The following is an 18685-nucleotide window of genomic DNA, read 5'->3' on the forward strand; positions in this document are numbered from 1 at the left end:
GGCTATCGCCCGCAGTTTTACTTCCGGACCACAGACGTGACGGGGAGCTGCGAGCTGCCCGACGGCGTAGAGATGGTAATGCCGGGCGATAACGTGACGATGGAAGTGAGTCTGATTCAGCCGGTCGCGATGGAAGAAGGCCTGCGCTTTGCGATCCGCGAGGGCGGCCGCACGGTAGGCGCCGGTGTTGTAACTGAAATTATTGAGTAATAAGACACGTTTCTGCACGTAAAATTGCATGAAAGGATGGGCTTATTAAAAGTCTGTTCTTTCGGCATATACGGGTGTAGCTCAATTGGCAGAGCAGCGGTCTCCAAAACCGAAGGTTGTGGGTTCAAGTCCTTCCACCCGTGCAAGTTTAGAATTGAATAAAATTCATGAATAAGATTAAAGAATATTTAGAGGATGTGCGCAAGGAGATGAAGAAAGTCTCCTGGCCAGATCAGGACGAGTTGGTCGACTATACTATTGTTGTAGTAGTGTTTACAATCATCTTGTCTGCATTTATTTTTGCGGTAGATCAAGTTTATAGCACGATATTAGAAGCCATTTATCAATGACACAAGAAGATCAACATCAGTGGTACATAGTTCGTGTTTTTTCAAATCACGAGAAAAAAGTGAAGCGTTATTTGGATCGTGAGATTGAAATGCGGGGACTGGAAGATAAGATCAGTGAGGTGTTGATTCCTACTGAAACGATAATTGAGATACGGTCGGGAAAGAAAAAGACGCGCGAAAAGAATTTTCTGCCCGGTTATATTATGCTAAAAACGATATATGATGAAGAAGTAAATAATCTTATTCAGGGTGCTCCGTCAACGATAGGATTTTTGAAGAACAAAAAGGAGCACAAGCCCAAGCCTCTCCGTAAGTCTGAGGTAAATAGAATTCTTGGACAAGTTCAGGATAATGAAGATATGGCGGAGCAAGAGGGCAAGATTGAGATCCCTTATGACGAAGGGGATATTGTTAAAGTTATTGATGGACCATTTAAGGATTTTGACGGAACCGTACAAGAGGTTAATACTGATAAACTCAAACTACGTGTTCTTGTAAGTATTTTCGGTCGAAAGACCCCGGTTGAAGTTGGTGTGAACCAGGTAGAACCTGCAACTTGACCACATAACTAATCACTTGATGCAAAGTGAGCTATTACGCGGCAAATAAGAATAAGTACAAGCAGTAAATTAAAATGGCAAAAAAAGTAGATCAAGTACTTAAGCTCCAGATTCGTGGCGGGCAGGCAAATCCTGCACCACCTGTTGGACCTGCGTTAGGTCAGGCTGGAATCAATATTATGGAGTTTTGTAAGGCATTTAATGCTGCTACACAAGAAGACGCCGGAACGATTATTCCGGTTGAAATTACTGTGTATCAGGATAAATCCTTCACTTTCATAACGAAGACTCCACCTGCTGCAGTACTGCTAAAACAAGCAGCTGGAATTGAGTCCGGTTCCGGAGAGCCAAACAGAACGAAAGTTGGCCAGGTAACTTGGACCCAGTGCAAAGAGATAGCAGAACAGAAGATGCAGGATCTCAATGCTTTTGAGATTGAGAATGCTGCAGAAATGATTGCAGGTACGGCCAGAAGTATGGGGCTGCGAGTACAAAGAGATAAATAGAAGGTAAAATTAATTTATGTCAACTAAACGAGGAAAAAAATACCAAGAGGCCGCAAAGCTCATTGATTCCGAGTTGGAATATACTCTGGAGGAAGCTTGTGATCTTGTGAAGAAAACCTCTACGGTTAACTTCGATGCATCCGTCGATCTGGATTTACGTCTGGGAGTCGATCCCCGGCATGCCGATCAGATGGTGCGCGGTTCTGTTACCTTGCCACACGGCACGGGGAAAGAAATAAGCGTATTAGCTTTAGTTAATGAAGCTAAGCAAGAAGAAGCCAAAGAGGCCGGAGCAGATCATGTAGGTCTTGACGAGTATATAGAAAAAATTGAAGAAGGATGGACAGATGTTGATGTAATTATTGCTACTCCGGATGTTATGGGGCAAATAGGTAAGCTTGGACGCATTTTGGGTCCGCGTGGACTTATGCCTAATCCGAAAAGTGGTACTGTTACAAACGATGTCGCTGAGGCAGTTGAAGAAGCTAAAGCCGGTAAGATTGATTTTCGTGTAGACAAGTATGGTATATTGCACGCTTCAATCGGACGGGTAAGTTTTGATGCCCGCGAAATCCGTGAAAACGCTCTGGAATTTTTACGCACGGTCATGAGACTCAGACCCGCTTCTGCTAAAGGATTGTATATCCGAAGCGCGTTTATGAGTTCAACAATGGGCCCAAGTATTCCATTGAGTCGTTCATCCGTAATTTCTGCATAAAGACAAAATAGGAACTGAATAATGCCAACATTAGCAGAAAAGAAACAAAAAGTTGAAGAAATTACCGAAGATCTGAAAAGTTCAGGTGCTGTATATATCACCAACTACTCAGGCATGTCGGTAAAAGAAACCAACAACATGCGTGGCGAATTCTTTGAAGGCGATATCAAGTATAAAGTGTATAAGAACACCTTGGTAAAACGAGCCATGGACGAAGTTGGTGGATATGAAGATTTGTATCCCCACTTGGTTGAGCAAAATGGCTTTGCCTTTGTAGAAGAAGAGCTTGCCGCACCCGCAAAAGTGATTAAAAATCTATTTGAAGAAACAGAAAAGCCAAAATTTAAAGCTGCAATCATCGACGGAGATTATTACGGTGAGGATGAGCTTGGAACCTTGGCTGCTATGAAGTCTAAGACTGAGGTTATCGGAGACATTGTTGGTCTCTTGCTTGGTCCTGTTTCTAATGTTGTAGGTGCTTTACAAGCTCCCGGTCGAAATATTGCCGGAGCCCTTGAAACAATCGCTGAAGAAGGCGACGAATAACAATTACTAACACACGAATTTCAATTCATAAAGATCAATCGGAGAAATAAACAATGGCTGACGTTAAAGATTTAGCTGAACAATTAGTCAACTTAACTGTAAAAGAAGCAAACGAACTCGCAAACTTTCTTGAAGAAGAATACGGCATTGAGCCTGCAACCGGAGGCGCTGTAGTAGCAGCCGGTGGCGGAGAAGGTGGCGGTGAAGAGGAACAAACTGAATTTGATGTTGTTCTGAACGGTCCCGGAGACAAAAAGATTGCTGTTATTAAGGAAGTGCGCAGCATTACTGGTCTCGGTCTTAAAGAAGCCAAAGAATTGGTTGATAATGCACCGAACCCAGTAAAAGAAGCTGTCTCTAAAGAAGAAGCTGAAGACCTTAAGTCTAAGCTTGAAGAAGCAGGTGCTGAAGTTGAGCTTAAGTAATTAAGGCTCAATAAAATAACTTATTTGTCATTAGCCAATATCGTTTTACGGTATTGGCTATTGGCGTCTATTTGCAAGCTACCAATTCACTTTGTATAAAGTGCATAGAAGCGGCAAATTCAGCTCATCATCATCTAATTAATTTTAAAGGAGAGGTTCCTTTTGAATAAACAAAGTAAAATGGAGAAAATACCTTTCACCGACCGCTTATCATTTGGAAGTACCGAACATGTGCTTGACTATCCTGACTTTTTGGATATTCAGCTCGAATCGTTTTCGGACTTTACTCAATTGGATATAGCACCGGAAGACCGTAAAAATCAGGGTCTCCAAAAAATATTTAACAACAACTTTCCCATTCAGGATTCTCGGGAAACGCATATTTTGGAATTCATGCATTATAGTGTGGATACTCCAAAATATAGTATTAAAGAATGCCAAGAGCGTGGGCTTTCTTATGCCGTACCTCTGAAGGCAAAGCTCCGTCTCTCTGCTGTTGACGATGATGACGAGACTACCGAAACAATTGAACAGGAAGTATTTTTGGGCGATCTACCCTGGATGACGGAAAAAGGGAGTTTTATTGTCAATGGTTCTGAACGGGTTATTGTAAGTCAACTTCACCGTTCGCCGGGAGCATTTTTCGGTCAGAACGTGCACCCCAATGGTACGCAACTGTATAATGCCAAGGTAATTCCTTTTAAAGGATCTTGGATTGAGTTTTCGACAGATATTCGAGATGTACTTTGGGCCTATATCGATCGTAAGAAGAAGGTACCATTTACAACTTTGCTTCGAGCGTTGGGATACTCCAGTGATGAAGAACTGTTTAACCTTTTTGGAGGAACTGAGCTCGTTGAAATCGAATCCAAGAAGCAATATAAAGAAGAGCTCGTCGGTCGACGCCTTGCTACGGATATTGTAGAAGAAAAAATTGAAGAGGTTATTGATGATGAGACGGGAGAAGTTACTGAGGCAGAGAGCCGAGAAGTACTTCTCGAAGTTGATCATGAGCTGACGGAAGATGATTATGGGCTGTTACAAGAAGCCGACTTAGATAAGATTCGTGTTCAAACACTTGAGCCGGAAGAGTCTGAGCGAGACGTATTTATGAATACGATGCGTAAAGATCCTTCCCACGATGAAGAATCAGCACTTGCAGAAATTTATCGCCAAATTAGAACCGGTGAAATGCCTGATGCTGAAACGGCACGACAGGTGCTTGAACGTCTGTTTTTTAGCGACAAAAAGTATGATCTTGGTGAAGTAGGTCGATACCGTCTAAATAAGCGTCTGAAAATTGACGTGGATATGGATATCCGTTATCTGACGAAAGACGATATCCTGGCTATTATCAAAGAAATCATCCGATTGAAGAACATGAAAGCTCAGGTCGATGATATTGACCACTTGAGTAATCGTCGTGTTCGAACTATTGGTGAGCAAATATCGCAGCAGTTTTCTATCGGTCTTGCGCGGATGTCGCGGACGATTAAAGAACGAATGAACTCTCGTGATGCTGAGCAGCTGACACCACAAGATTTGGTTAATGCACGGACGATTTCGTCTGTTATTAATACGTTCTTTGGTACAAACCAGCTGTCGCAGTTTATGGATCAAACCAATCCGATGGCGACACTGACGCACAAACGTCGTATGTCGGCACTTGGACCAGGTGGGTTGACGCGTGAACGGGCTGGATTTGAGGTTCGTGACGTTCACTATACACACTATGGACGTTTGTGTCCCATAGAAACTCCAGAGGGACCCAATATTGGTCTTATTACATCCCTATGTGTGCATTCAAAAGTGAATGACTTTGGTTTCCTCGAAACGCCTTATCGCAAGATTAAGGATGGAAGGGCAACGAAAGATATTGAGTATTTATCTGCCGAGCAGGAAGATGAAACAATTATTGCTCAGGCAAATGCTCCTATCGATGAGAAGGGAGTCTTCAAGAATGATAATATTTTCTCTCGCTTCCGCGACGGTGAAGTTGGTTTGGCCGATCCGGAAGAAATTCATTTTATGGACGTTTCAACAAACCAGATTGCGTCTGTTGCCGCATCGTTAATTCCTTTTGTTGAACATAACGATGCTAACCGTGCTCTTATGGGAGCTAACATGCAGCGTCAGGCTGTACCGTTGTTGCGTCCCGATTCGCCGGTTGTTGGTACTGGATTGGAACATCGCGCTGCAAAAGACTCTCGTGCTATCATTACTGCTGACGAAGATGGAGAGGTGGTATATGTAAGTGCGAAAGAGATCCATGTTAAGTACGATCGTAGTGATATGGAGCAGCAGTGCTACTTTGATGAGGGTATTAAAAAATACGATTTATTGAAGTTTGAACGTACTAATCAGGATACGACCATAAACCAGACGCCGATCGTTGAGGTTGGTGATAAGGTTAAGAAAGGTCAAACACTGGCTGATGGTTGTGCTACTGATCAAGGTGAACTTGCGCTGGGACGGAATGTTCTTATCGGATTTGTACCTTGGAGAGGATACAACTTTGAGGATGCGATTGTAGTAAGTGAACGTGTTGTTCAGGAAGATATGTACACCTCTATCCATATTGAGGAATTTGAGCAGGAGGTCCGTGATACTAAACGTGGTGAAGAAGAATTAACCCGAGAAATTCCGAATGTAAGTGAAGATGCTACCAAAGATCTTGACGAGCAAGGAATTGTCCGAACGGGTGCTAAGATTAGCCACGGCGATATCCTTGTAGGAAAAATTACCCCTAAAGGTGAGACTGATCCTACACCGGAAGAAAAACTACTGCGTGCAATCTTTGGTGATAAAGCCGGAGATGTTAAAGACGCATCATTGAAAGTTCCTCCGGGAGTATCGGGTACTGTAATTGATACAAAGCTCTTTAGCCGCAAGCGCGATGAGCAGATTTCCCGCAAAGAGGAGAAGAAGCAGGTTGAGCTCGAAAATGAGCGTCATCAGGAAAAAGTTGATGATCTGAACAGTAAAATGGTGGACAAGCTCTATACCCTACTGAGGGATAAAACATCTCCCGGTGTATACGATTTCAGCGGAGTTGAACTTATTCCTAAGGGTGAAAAGTATCGTAAGTCGGACTTTGAAGAACTCGATCCCGTGAATATTAACGAAAATATTCAGTGGGCTACCGATGATGAATTGGTAGAACATGTGCGATTGCTCTTTAAAAACTATCGTTCGCTTCGAAGAGAAATTGATACCGAAGCTAAACGAAGAAAATATCAGATACAGGTTGGAGACGATCTCCCGCCTGGAATCATCCAGAAAGCGAAAGTTTATGTTGCTAAAAAGCGTAAGCTACAAGTAGGCGACAAACTTTCCGGACGTCACGGTAATAAAGGTGTGATCGCCAAGATTGTACCGGAAGAAGATATGCCGTACATGAAAGACGGAACTCCTATTGATATTGCTCTTAATCCGCTGGGGGTACCATCTCGTATGAACCTCGGTCAGATTTACGAGACTATTCTTGGATGGGCCGGTGAGAAACTGGGTGTTAAATTTGCATCGCCCATTTTTGACGGCGCCAGCGAAGAGCAGGTGAAAGAGAAAATGCGTGAAGCTGGCTTGCCTGAAGATGGCCGTGTTACATTATACGATGGCCGAACCGGTGAACCGATGGATCAGCAATCAACAGTTGGATATATGTATATCCTTAAGTTGAATCACTTGATTCAGGATAAGATGCATGCTCGTTCAATCGGACCGTATTCTCTTATTACGCAACAGCCACTGGGTGGTAAAGCACAGTTTGGTGGTCAGCGTCTTGGTGAAATGGAGGTGTGGGCGCTTTATGCCTATGGCGCTTCCAGTATCCTCAAAGAGATGCTTACTGTAAAAAGTGATGATGTGAAAGGTCGTTCTCGCGTATACGAAGCTATTGTAAAAGGCGAAAACTTGCCTGAAGGTGATGTGCCAGAATCATTCAAGGTACTGCTACGCGAGATGATGGGTCTTGGCCTTGATATTCACATCGACTAATTAGAACAACAGAATTTATACTGTTACAATAAAGTCAATCCGGAGGTACTTCCTTGCCGACTACTAACACATTAACAGTTTCGAAAGACTTCGATAAAATTGGTATTTCCCTTGCGTCACCTGAGACTATCCTGTCTCGGTCGCACGGCGAAGTCTTAACGCCCGAAACAATCAACTATCGTACATTTAAACCGGAAATGGATGGTCTTTTCTGTGAAAAGATCTTCGGTCCGGTCAAAGACTATGAATGCCACTGTGGCAAATACAAACGGATCCGCTATAAAGGAATTATTTGTGACCGTTGTGGTGTAGAGGTTACCCGAAAAGCTGTTCGACGTGAACGTATGGGACACATTTCCCTGACCGTACCCGTCGTACACATCTGGTACTTCAAATCACTACCCAACAAACTCGCATATCTCCTCGGATATTCTTCCAAAAATCTTGAGAAGATCGTCTATTACGAGACCTATGTGATTATGAATCCCGGGGTTGCCCGTGATCTTGGTTACAAGAAGGGAGACCTGATTTCTGAAGAAGAGTATTACGATATTCAGGAACAGCTTCCCGAAGATCAATGGGAGATGGATGACGATGATGAAGATAAATTCAGAGCCAAAGAAGGTGCTGAGGCTATTGAAGAGCTATTAGCAACTCAGGATCTGGATGAGCTTGCTTATCGTCTGCGTTACGAAGCTCGTAACGAAACATCGCAGATGCGTAAGAAGAAAAAGCTAAAGCGTCTGCAGGTCATTGAATCGTTCCGTGCCGCAAATCAACATACCGAAAACCGTCCCGAGTGGATGGTCCAAAGTGTGATTCCTGTTATTCCTCCGGAATTGCGACCACTTGTGCCTCTGGAAGGGGGACGATTTGCTACTTCTGATCTTAACGATCTTTATCGACGGGTCATCATCCGAAATAATCGACTCAAGCGTCTGATTGATATCAAAGCGCCGGATGTGATTTTGCGTAATGAGAAGCGTATGCTGCAGGAGGCCGTTGATTCGCTTTATGATAATTCCCGTAAATCCAATGCAGTACGCAGTAATAACCGTCCCCTAAAATCTCTCAGTGATATGCTGAAAGGTAAGAGCGGACGATTCCGGCAGAACTTGCTCGGAAAGCGTGTTGACTATTCTGGTCGTTCGGTAATTGTGGTAGGACCTGAACTGAAGATGCATCAGTGTGGTCTGCCCAAAGAGATGGCTGTAGAATTGTACAAACCATTTATTATCCGTCGCCTTATTGAACGCGGATATGTAAAAACGGTTAAGTCAGCGAAGAAAGTAGTTGATCGGCGTGATGCGGTTGTTTGGGAAGTGCTCGAAAATGTTATTGACGGTCATCCCGTGCTTCTTAACCGAGCACCGACATTGCACAGACTTGGTATACAAGCATTTCAGCCGGTATTGATTGAAGAAAAGGCTATTCGATTGCATCCTCTCGCATGTACGGCTTACAATGCTGATTTTGACGGTGACCAGATGGCTGTTCACTTGCCGCTAAGTCATGATGCTGTTTTAGAGGCATCAGTACTTATGCTCGGATCTCATAACTTGTTGAGTCCTGCCAACGGTGGACCTATTGCGGTACCATCACAGGATATGGTTCTTGGCATCTATTATATGACCAAGATGGCCAGTGATAAGAGAGGGGAGGGTAAAACCTTTGCCAATCTGGATGAGGTCTTGATTGCGTATGATCGTGATCGTATTGATATGCACGCCAAGATTAATCTCCGTATCACCAAAGAAAATGAAGACGGTGAACAAGTGCAGGAGATTATTAAGACGACAACCGGACGAGTGTTGTTCAATAAGATTCTGCCTGAACCAATGGAATTTGTGAACAAGACGCTCGGCAAGAAAGAGCTGCGTGTATTGATTGGTGATATCCACTATGAGGTTGGAACAGCTCGTACTGCCAAATTCCTGGATGAGATGAAACGTCTCGGTTTTGAGGAAGCTACAACGGGTGGAATTTCCTTTAGCCTCGAAAATATTGTAACACCTGATGAAAAAGATGAGTTGCTTGAAAAAGCTAAAAAAGAAGTAGCCGAAATTGATGAGCGTTACGAGATGGGTTTCATTACCGATAACGAACGTTATAATCAGGTTATTGATAAGTGGACAAGTACCACGAACCGTGTTTCTGAGTCGCTGTTTACTGCGTTGACAGAAGATAAGGATGGATTTAACCCGGTATTTATGATGGCTGATTCCGGTGCTCGAGGTTCTAAAGAGCAGATCCGTCAGCTTGGTGGTATGCGTGGACTGATGGCGAAGCCGCAGAAAAGTTCCCAACAAGAAGGAAACGAGGTAATTGAGAATCCTATTCTCTCATCTTTTAAAGAGGGGCTAACGGTTCTGGAATACTTTATTTCTACGCACGGTGCCCGTAAGGGTCTTGCCGATACGGCTCTTAAAACTGCTGATGCCGGCTATCTGACACGTCGACTTGTTGATGTTTCTCAGGATATTATTATTAATGAGCAAGACTGCGGAACGCTGCGTGGTATTAAGATGAAGGCTCTGAAAGACAACGAAGATGTTATCGAGAGCCTCGAAGATCGTATTCTCGGTCGTGTTTCACTACACGATATTTACGATCCAATTACTGATGAGCTTCTCTGTGAAGCTAATCAGCTGATTGATGAAGAAGTTGCACAAAGCATTGCCGAAACTTCTATTGAAGAAGTTGAAATTCGATCGGTACTTACTTGTGAAACGGAACGCGGAGTATGTTCTATGTGCTACGGCCGAGATTTATCCCGTGGTACAATGGTTCAGGTTGGTGAGGCTGTAGGAGTTATTGCAGCGCAATCAATTGGTGAGCCCGGTACTCAGCTTACACTACGTACCTTCCACGTTGGTGGTACGGCCTCTCGTGTTGAGTCAGAATCAATGCACAAGGCTAAGTTTGAAGGTGAGGTTGAGTTCGAAAATATCCGCGCTGTGGAATACGATGACGGTGAAGAGATTCATGATGTCGTACTCAGTCGTGCCGGAGAAATCAAGATTAAGGACGAGGAAGGGAAAGAACTTATTTCCTACAACATTCCTTACGGTTCTGAACTCTTGGTCGAAGAAGGCGATGAGGTTCCTAAAGGAGTACCACTGTGTACTTGGGATCCGTACAACGCTAATATATATGCTGAGATTGATGGTGTTGTTGAGTACAAAGATATCCTCGAAGATATTACGTTTTCGGAAGAAACGGATGCTCAAACAGGTCACCGTGAAAAGGTCGTTATTGATTCTAAAGATCGTTCACTCATACCAACATTATTGGTTAAAGGTGATGATGATAAAGTTCGGGAGAAAACGCTCCCCGTTGATACACACATTGTTGTAGAAGACGAAGAAGAGGTTGCTGCCGGACAGGTACTCGCTAAGATTCCACGATCTACCGGTCAATCCAAAGATATTACAGCGGGTCTGCCGCGTGTAACGGAACTCTTTGAGGCTCGTTCGCCAAGTGATCCTGCTGCAGTATCAGAAATTGACGGTATTGTTAAGATGGGTGGCCGTAAGCGAGGTAAGCAGGAAGTTATCGTTGAAAGTAAAGATGGCAAGACCGAAAAGACTTATCTCATTTCTCTGTCCAAGCACATTCTTGTGCAGGAAAATGATTATGTAGAAGCTGGTCAGCAACTTTCTGACGGTACTATTCCGGCCGAAGAAATTCTGAATATTCTCGGACCTTATGCTGTACAGTCGTATCTTGTGAATGAAATTCAGGAGGTTTACCGACTACAGGGTGTGAAGATCAATGACAAGCACATTGAGACCATTGTTCGCACCATGATGCAGAAGGTAGAGGTAACAGATCCCGGCGATACAATGTATCTTGAGGGAGATAAAGTTGACCGATTTGAGCTCAACAATAAGAACGATGAGCTTATTGGTAAATACGTTGTTACTGATCCGGGTGGAAGTGATCTTAAGCAGGGAACACTGCTCACACGCCGCGAAGTTCGAGAAACAAATAATGAATTAATTAAAGAAGGTGTGGATGAGATTGAAACACGTGAAGCCGAACCGGCTATTTCCAAGCCGATACTGCTCGGTATTACGCGTGCCGCACTATCTACAGAAAGCTGGCTTTCTGCCGCTTCCTTCCAGGAGACTACAAAAGTGCTGACACAAGCATCTATTGAGGCCAAAAAGGATACGCTCCAAGGGCTCAAGGAAAATGTAATTGTTGGACACAAAGTACCTGCGGGTACCGGTCTCCGTAAGTATGATGATCTGATTGTTGGTAAGAAAGAAGAGCTTGACGAAGATGAGCAAGAAGTTGCTAAAGTATTCGATGAGCTTGCCGGATCTGAAGGCAATGGAGAAGAAGCGAAACCAACAGCGGAAGCGGATGTAGAGGACGATGAATCCTAATCACTTCATGCAAATAATTGAATAAAAAAAGAGCCCGTCAGAAATGACGGGCTCTTTTTATTTTAAATTAATTTTGAAAGGAAAAATATAGCTTTGATTAAAAGCTATATACATCTAAAAAAAATCAGGATTATTTATCAGTTTTTTCTTGAGTAGAGTTATTCTCTTTAGCTCCTTCTGACTCATCAATCGTATCTAACAGATCTTCCGCTTCACGGATAAGATCTTCGGCTCGATGACGGGCATCTTCAACGACGAGATCACCTTGTCGCTTAGCCTCAGAAATAGCTTCTTTTTCTTCCGAAAGACGGTCAATAAGATGTGTAAGCTCATCCAGATAAGAACTTAAGCGATACGATATTATATCGCGGGTATTGCTTCCTTTATCCGGGGCGTAAAGTAAAGCTACTGCCGAACCTACTAATGCTCCGGATATTAAACCAAGTGTAAAGTCTTTTGATTTGCTCATAATAAACTCCTGCCTCCTGTAGCCTGTTTTTTCAAATATAAGTGAGATTAATTAGATACTGTATATTATTAACGTCAATTTTGTTGCTTTAATATGCAATTTAAAGAACTTATTTAAAAGTGATTGCAAGAATTAATATTTACTCTTTATGCTGACGAATTGCTTCACGCCTATCCTTTTTATTCCCCATGATAAAGGCAGGAATTACATAGAGCGTTAGGATAGAACCGAAGAGAAGACCCCCAATAACAGCTCGCGCCAGGGGTACCCAGATCTCTGCGCCAGTACCGATTCCCAAAGAAAGCGGAATCATTGAGCAAATAGTAGTGATAGCTGTTAAAAGAATGGGTCTGAGACGTCTTTTACAGGCTTCAATGGCATTGTTGAGTAAGGAATCTGAATGGGCGTTATGTTTGGTATAGAGATGCATATAGTCTACCAATACAATTCCATTATTAACGATAATGCCGACAAGCATAAACATTCCTATAAAGGCAGTGGCACTCAGTGGCGTTCCTATTATCCAGAGCCCAAATAAGGCCCCAAAGAATGCCAAAGGTATGCTGAACCAGATTACAAAAGGATCAACGAAATTTTCAAACAGTGATGCCATAATCATATAGGTGAGCAATACCGCAAAGAGCAGGGCCCATAAAATTTCATTACTTCCTTCATCGGATTCTTGAAGAGATCCAGTAAATTCGTAGCGATAGCCTTCTGGAAGCACTACCTGTTCCTGTATAATACCGGTAATTTCCTTACGAAATTCATTGGGATTTCCATCGACTTCAATATTGACATCCAGTACGGTTTCGCGATTGCGGCGAGAAATTTGATCAACGCCTTCTACGCTTTCAAAGGTACCCAGGGCGGCCACAGGCAACCGCTGGTCTTCTATTTGCAATAACTGGAGATCCAGGAGTTGTGCTCGACTGGTAAGATCATTTTTGGAGGCTCGTACTTCTATGGGGATTTCTCGGCCTTGCTGACGTAAAAAGCCTACGCGCGTTCCTTGCACCTGTGTTTTAAGCGAACTTGCAACGTCATTGAGAGAACTTCCCATTCTGCTTATTCGCTGTCGATCAACACGGTAATGTAATTCCGGAGTAGGATCGGAACGTCCGTTATCTACAGATATCACATTGGGATTTGTAAGTAGTGTGCGTTCTATTTTGTCAGAAATCGCTTTTAGTACGTCTATTTCCGGTCCAACAAGACTGAGGGTTATTCCGCCGCCAAAGCCTCCGAATCCACCTCCGCCACCGCTTATATTGACGTCCACTCCCGGGGACTGTAATTCCTGACGCAATTGGGCTGAAAAGCGGTTGGTAGTAATATCGCGCTCTGCTTCATCGACGAGGGTAATTGTCATTTGTCCGACACTCGTTCGGGTGGTGAAGCCTCGCTGGCCAATCTGAGTAACTACCGTCTCTACTATATCCTTTTGCTGGAGTTGGTCACTAAAGCCTCGTAAAACCTCAGCTGTTTTTACAAGTTTCGTTCCCGACGGTAACTCTATATTGACGGATACACTTCCGGAATCGGACTGTGGAAAGAATTCAAATCTTAAATTGTTATATAATAGGTAAGTGCATCCCAAGATAGCGAGGGCAGCAATAACAGCAGTCCATTTTCGGAACATGATCCACCGTAGAGAACGGGCATACCACTGTTCCAGTTTATGCATGCTTCCGGAAGTACCTGACTGTGACTTAAATTGATCGCTGTTTAAGAATAGCAGGGCAAGTACGGGAACCAATACAATTGAGGATATGAAGGATATCCCGATAGCAATACTAATAGTGATAGCAAATTCTACAAATAGTTGTGCCTGAACTCCGGATAAGCCAATAATGGGAACAAAAACTCCGAGCGTAGTTAGCGTTGCTCCCAAGAGCGCACCAACCACTTCATTGGTACCTTCAAGAACAGCCTGCATTTTGTCTGTATGCTCTTGCAGCTTACGGGCAATACTTTCAGAGACGACAATGGCATTATCTACCAACAGGCCAATAGCCAAGGCCAGGGCAGTAATAGTCAAAATATTCAGTGAGAGCCCGACAGCATACATTGCCCCGAAACTCGCTGTTATAGATACCGGTATGGTAGCTGCAACAACCAACGAGATTCGCCATCCCCCCATAAAAATCAGCAGAACGACAATAACAACAAGGAGCGCAGCGAGTGCCGATTGCGTGAGGTTTGATATCGAATTTTCAATATTTTCTCCGTCATCAGTCAGAACCTGCAGGCTAACGTCGGGCGGTAGATTTTTGTTAATATTTGATAGTTGATCTTTGACAGCATTGACAACATCCAGGGTATTGGCATCGGATTTCTTTTGAACTTCCAGAGAGACGCTGTTTTTCCCATTGATTTCAACAAGCGTTGTAATTTCAGCAAAGCTGTCTTCAACCTCGGCTATGTCTTTAATGCGAATGGGTACTCCATCGTCAGTAACTTTCACAATTGTTTGTCTTATTTGTTCTATATCAGAATACATAGAAGTGGCACGGAGACTGAAACTGTTTTGGCCATTTTGTATATCGCCAATAGGGACCTGAACATTGTTGGATCGCAGAGCTGATTCGATATCAGAAGGAATAAGGCGATGCTGTGCCAGTGACATGGGGGATACATTAATAAATACTTTGCGTTCAAGCCCTCCGCGAGTATCTGCCGATGCTACTCCTCCTAACCGTTCAATACGGGGTTCTATAAATTTTACTCCCAGACGTCGCAGCTCATCCAGCCCGGTGTGATCAGAATCCAAACTCAATCGCATAATGGGAAAGTTGTCGGGATCAAACTGAAATATTACCGGTTCTGCTGCTTCTTCGGGGAGTTCGTTGCGAATACGCGATAATTCTTCCCGTACTTTTAGTTCTGTATGACGAATATTTACGCCTGCTTTTAATCGAAGGATAATAAAAGCCCTTCCCTTGCTTATGTTGGATTCCAGCGTTTCGATACCCTCAATTGCCGAAACTGCACCTTCAATAGGTTCAACAATAAGGGATTGCATATCTTCAGGTGCTACATTGCTGTAGTTGGTCGAGATTGCAAGTACAGGGATGTTTAAAGAAGGCGTGAGCGTCACTTTTAGGTTGGAAAGTGAAAATGCACCGAATCCGATAATGACCAGCGTAATCATGATAACACTGATCGGTCGTTTTAAAATGCTGCCGGCTAATGTAAATTTCTTCATAGCGTTTTCATTATTTCAATTCCGATTGCAGCAGAGGATCTTCTTTATGTACCGAATCGAATCCAAAGTGCTCTACCATAATATTAATCAGTTGATAGAGACAGGGAACCACAAAAAGCATCAGGAAGGTGGACATGGCCAGTCCGCCAATGACCGTTCGGGCCATAGGACTCCACGTCTCAGAACCTGAACCCAGCTCCAGAGCAAGGGGAACCATTGACAGGATTGTTGTAAAAGCTGTCATGAGTATAGGGCGGAGGCGTCGCCCGGCCCCTTTTATTATAGCTTCGTTACGTTCCATTTCTCGAGCTTGTAGGATTTTAATATAGTCGATCATGACAATACCATTGTTAACCACAATACCCGACAAAAGTATTAGTCCCACCATAGAGGTAACGCTGATTGAGGTGCCCGTTAACCAAAGCATGAGCAAAACACCAGTCAGCGCCAATGGAATCGTAAGGATGATTATAAACGGCTCCACCAGACTTTCAAATTGTGAGGCCATGACCATATAGGTGAGAATACCGGCAATAATAAAAGCGATCATCAAATAATTAAATGATGCCTGCTGATCTTCGGCCGCACCTGAAATTTCGTATCGATACCCCTCCGGCCAATTGATTGTGTCCAGCTGCTGACGTACTTGTGAGCTGGCTTCTTTTAAATCCATGCCGGCTAAATCGGCGGTTACTTCCGTAATGCGTTCTTGGTTAATTCTAAGGATATTAGTTGGACCGCTATAACGCTCTATGCGGGCCAGGTTTGAGAGGGGCATCCATTCTGCGTCGGGCGTTTTTATCTGTAAATTCCTGAGATCATCAACACTTGTTTTGTCAGCTTGTTGAAGCTGAACCATAACCTCAAATTCTACTCCCTGATCAACATAAGTAGTTGCTAAATTGCCCTTGACAGCATTCCCGAGGGCCGAAGCTACCTGGGAAGTACTCATATCCAGTCGGGAAATACGTTCTCGATCCATGGTAATTTGTAGCTCGGGACGTCCTTCTTCAGCAGCACTATATACGTTGGCAATGCCGTCAATATCCTGTAATCTGTTTTTAGCAACATTAGCCAGTTCTTCTCTTTGTTCAGATTCATACCCAAATATTTGTACGATAAGTCCGCTTTCGCCTTGCGGACTTAAGGGATCTTCCTGAACTTCTTTAATATCTGTGCCGGGTACCTGGGTAAGCCGTTCAAGCAGGGAAGCGACAATAACTCTCTCGGACCGTGAACGTTCACTTTGGGGAATTAATTCTACCCGAACTCTTCCGTTATATCCACCAGGATTTTCTGCGCCCTCAATGCCTTTTTTATCCCCAAAATCGGATACCACAAGCCGAGTCTCCGGTACTTCTCTGTCAATGACTTGCTCAATTCGGGAAACCGAACGTTCCAGCTCAATTAAACTTACTCCCGGTTCCCGCTGAACGTCTAAGATAAATGTATTATCATCTACTTTAGGGAAAAATTCTCCACCGAGGAGACCGAATATTGGCAATGTCAGCAGAAATAACAGTACTGCTGAGATAACAACGGTGCCACTATGATCTAAAAGGACTGTTAATCGATCCCGGTATGAGGTTTCCATACGATCAAGCCCTCTGTCGATAAATGGGCCCACTTTAGTACTAAAAAATGATCCGACTTTCTTCCCAATATATTTGAATCCCCAGATAACTGGATAAATGAGTGCGCCTATTAAAAGTAATGGTGAAGCTAATATTCGTTTATAGACACTTCCCCGGCTCCAGTCGAGCAGTTGCCTGAGGTAGGAATTTGTGGCTTTATCCGATGTCTTGGTATCTAATAGTTGAGAACTCATCATCGGAATGAGACTGAGCGCAACAAGAGAGGATACCGAAAGCGCAAAAGAGATAGTGAGGGCTAAATCTCGGAATAGGAATCCTGCGATTCCCGGGACAAACAGGATGGGAATGAATACTACAAGCGTAGTTAGGGTAGATATAACGACCGGAACCGCTACCTCCTGTGCTCCCCATACTGAGGCCTCATTTCGATCGTGTCCCTCTTCTTTGAAACGAAAAATATTTTCCAGAACAACTACGGCATCGTCCACAACCATCCCCACAGCCAGTGTAAGACCCGAGAGTGAAATGATATTGAGGCTCAGATCTGCCCAATCCATAATGATGAACGTAGATATTATAGATACGGGTATAGAAATGGCAATGATAAGAGCTGAGCGCCCACTTCGAAGGAAGGTCAGCAGAATAAGGACTACCAATATGATGGCCTGTAGTCCCGTCCAAAGCAAGTTATTAATCGAAGTTTTAATAAAGTTTGCCTTGTTTGTAAGTACTTTAACAGAAACGTCGTCGGGGAGGATACGATTTAAATTGTCAATGTTATCGACTACGGCATTAGCGGTTGTTACCACATTGGCATCGCTTTGGCGATAAATATTCAGGATGACTCCCTCTTCACCATTTACGTGTACGTTGCCGATGGGCTGTGCAATGCCGTCTTCGACTGTGGCTACATCCCTGAGAATGAGAGGCTCGCCCTCGCGAACTGCAATAATGGTATTCCGAATTTGCTCTACGTTTTTGAATTCACCGATCGTACGCAGGGAGTAGATGGTGCGGCCCTCGATAAGTTCACCGGCGGGAACTTGTATATTTTCTTGCTGTAACTTATTTGCAATAGTTGAAATGCTGAGGTTGTAGGCCCGCATCTGTTTATTGCTGATATCAATATTTATTTGCCGTTCATAGCCTCCGGAGGTTTCACTGGATGCCACGCCTGGAATGCGTTCCAGATGTTGTTCCAGATCTTGTTTGGCAATGGTTCGGAGTTCACGAGGACTCCGTATATCGGAAGTTAGGGTTAGGACTATGATAGGTTCTTGGTTGGGATCGTACGAAAAGACAATGGGTTGTTCGGCACCGTCTGGAATTGTTCGACGTACGAAATCAAGTTCCTTCCGCACATCCGATTCCGCATTATATAAATTGGTACCCCAGTTAAAATCCAGTTTAACAACCGAAGTTCCCTGGTTAGACATCGACCGAACCTCCCTAACTCCGCTGATACTTCCTACCGCTTCCTCTATGGGACGGGTAACGAGCGTTTCCATATCTCCCGGAGCTACTCCTTCGTATGTGGTGTAAACAGTAATGGTTGGAAAAGATACATCAGGATAGAGATTAAGCCTCAGATTGGAGAGCCCGAAGAGCCCGAAACCAATGACAATCAGACTTATCATAAAGAAGGTAACTGGACGCTCAACCGCTTTTTTTGCAAGTGCTTTCATAAAAAAATATAGGTCCTTATAGG

12 protein-coding genes and 1 tRNA gene are annotated in these 18685 nt (G+C 43.7%); 10 read left to right on the forward strand and 3 right to left on the reverse strand.

The window, feature by feature from the left end:
- The 10 genes from ACQ4LT_RS08120 to rpoC all read left to right on the forward strand — a co-directional run.
- Positions 1 to 210 (forward strand): EF-Tu C-terminal domain-related protein (locus ACQ4LT_RS08120; RefSeq protein WP_445665536.1); only part of this gene is annotated, 210 nt, incomplete at its 5' end.
- A gap of 70 nt (positions 211 to 280) precedes the next feature.
- A tRNA-Trp gene (locus ACQ4LT_RS08125) sits at positions 281 to 353 on the forward strand.
- Positions 354 to 377: 24 nt separating this feature from the next.
- Complete coding sequence (secE, locus tag ACQ4LT_RS08130; protein WP_445665537.1) at positions 378 to 560, forward strand: preprotein translocase subunit SecE; 183 nt, start codon at positions 378 to 380, stop codon at positions 558 to 560.
- A complete protein-coding gene (gene nusG / locus ACQ4LT_RS08135) occupies positions 557 to 1120 on the forward strand; it encodes a transcription termination/antitermination protein NusG (RefSeq protein ID WP_445665538.1) in 564 nt (187 codons plus the stop codon). The genes secE and nusG overlap by 4 nt, the downstream gene beginning before the upstream one ends.
- A gap of 74 nt (positions 1121 to 1194) precedes the next feature.
- Complete coding sequence (gene rplK / locus ACQ4LT_RS08140; protein ID WP_445665539.1) at positions 1195 to 1626, forward strand: 50S ribosomal protein L11; 432 nt, start codon at positions 1195 to 1197, stop codon at positions 1624 to 1626.
- A gap of 16 nt (positions 1627 to 1642) precedes the next feature.
- Positions 1643 to 2344, forward strand: a complete 702-nt coding sequence (rplA, locus tag ACQ4LT_RS08145) for a 50S ribosomal protein L1 (protein ID WP_445665540.1) — start codon at positions 1643 to 1645, stop codon at positions 2342 to 2344.
- Between the two features lie 21 nt (positions 2345 to 2365).
- Positions 2366 to 2890: a 50S ribosomal protein L10 gene (gene rplJ, locus ACQ4LT_RS08150; protein ID WP_445665541.1), complete on the forward strand. Its 525-nt coding sequence runs from the start codon at positions 2366 to 2368 to the stop codon at positions 2888 to 2890.
- 53 nt (positions 2891 to 2943) lie between these two features.
- Positions 2944 to 3315: a 50S ribosomal protein L7/L12 gene (gene rplL, locus ACQ4LT_RS08155; protein ID WP_445665542.1), complete on the forward strand. Its 372-nt coding sequence runs from the start codon at positions 2944 to 2946 to the stop codon at positions 3313 to 3315.
- Positions 3316 to 3495: 180 nt separating this feature from the next.
- Positions 3496 to 7311, forward strand: coding sequence for a DNA-directed RNA polymerase subunit beta (gene rpoB, locus ACQ4LT_RS08160; RefSeq protein WP_445665543.1), 3816 nt, complete (start codon positions 3496 to 3498; stop codon positions 7309 to 7311).
- Between the two features lie 53 nt (positions 7312 to 7364).
- On the forward strand, positions 7365 to 11705 hold the full coding sequence (gene rpoC / locus ACQ4LT_RS08165) for a DNA-directed RNA polymerase subunit beta' (protein ID WP_445665544.1): 4341 nt from the start codon (positions 7365 to 7367) through the stop codon (positions 11703 to 11705).
- Between the two features lie 130 nt (positions 11706 to 11835).
- Here the strand turns inward: rpoC and ACQ4LT_RS08170 are convergent, their stop codons facing one another.
- The 3 genes from ACQ4LT_RS08170 to ACQ4LT_RS08180 all read right to left on the reverse strand — a co-directional run bounded on the left by ACQ4LT_RS08170 (position 11836) and on the right by ACQ4LT_RS08180 (position 18662).
- The gene (locus ACQ4LT_RS08170; RefSeq protein ID WP_445665545.1) at positions 11836 to 12174 is read right to left on the reverse strand and encodes a YtxH domain-containing protein; all 339 of its coding nucleotides are present in this window, start codon (positions 12172 to 12174) and stop codon (positions 11836 to 11838) included.
- Positions 12175 to 12313: 139 nt separating this feature from the next.
- A complete protein-coding gene (locus ACQ4LT_RS08175; protein ID WP_445665546.1) occupies positions 12314 to 15382 on the reverse strand; it encodes an efflux RND transporter permease subunit in 3069 nt (1022 codons plus the stop codon).
- A 10-nt stretch (positions 15383 to 15392) separates the two neighbouring features.
- Complete coding sequence (locus ACQ4LT_RS08180) at positions 15393 to 18662, reverse strand: efflux RND transporter permease subunit (RefSeq protein WP_445665547.1); 3270 nt, start codon at positions 18660 to 18662, stop codon at positions 15393 to 15395.
- Positions 18663 to 18685 lie beyond the last annotated feature (23 nt).

The organism is Fodinibius sp. AD559 (genome assembly GCF_052712805.1).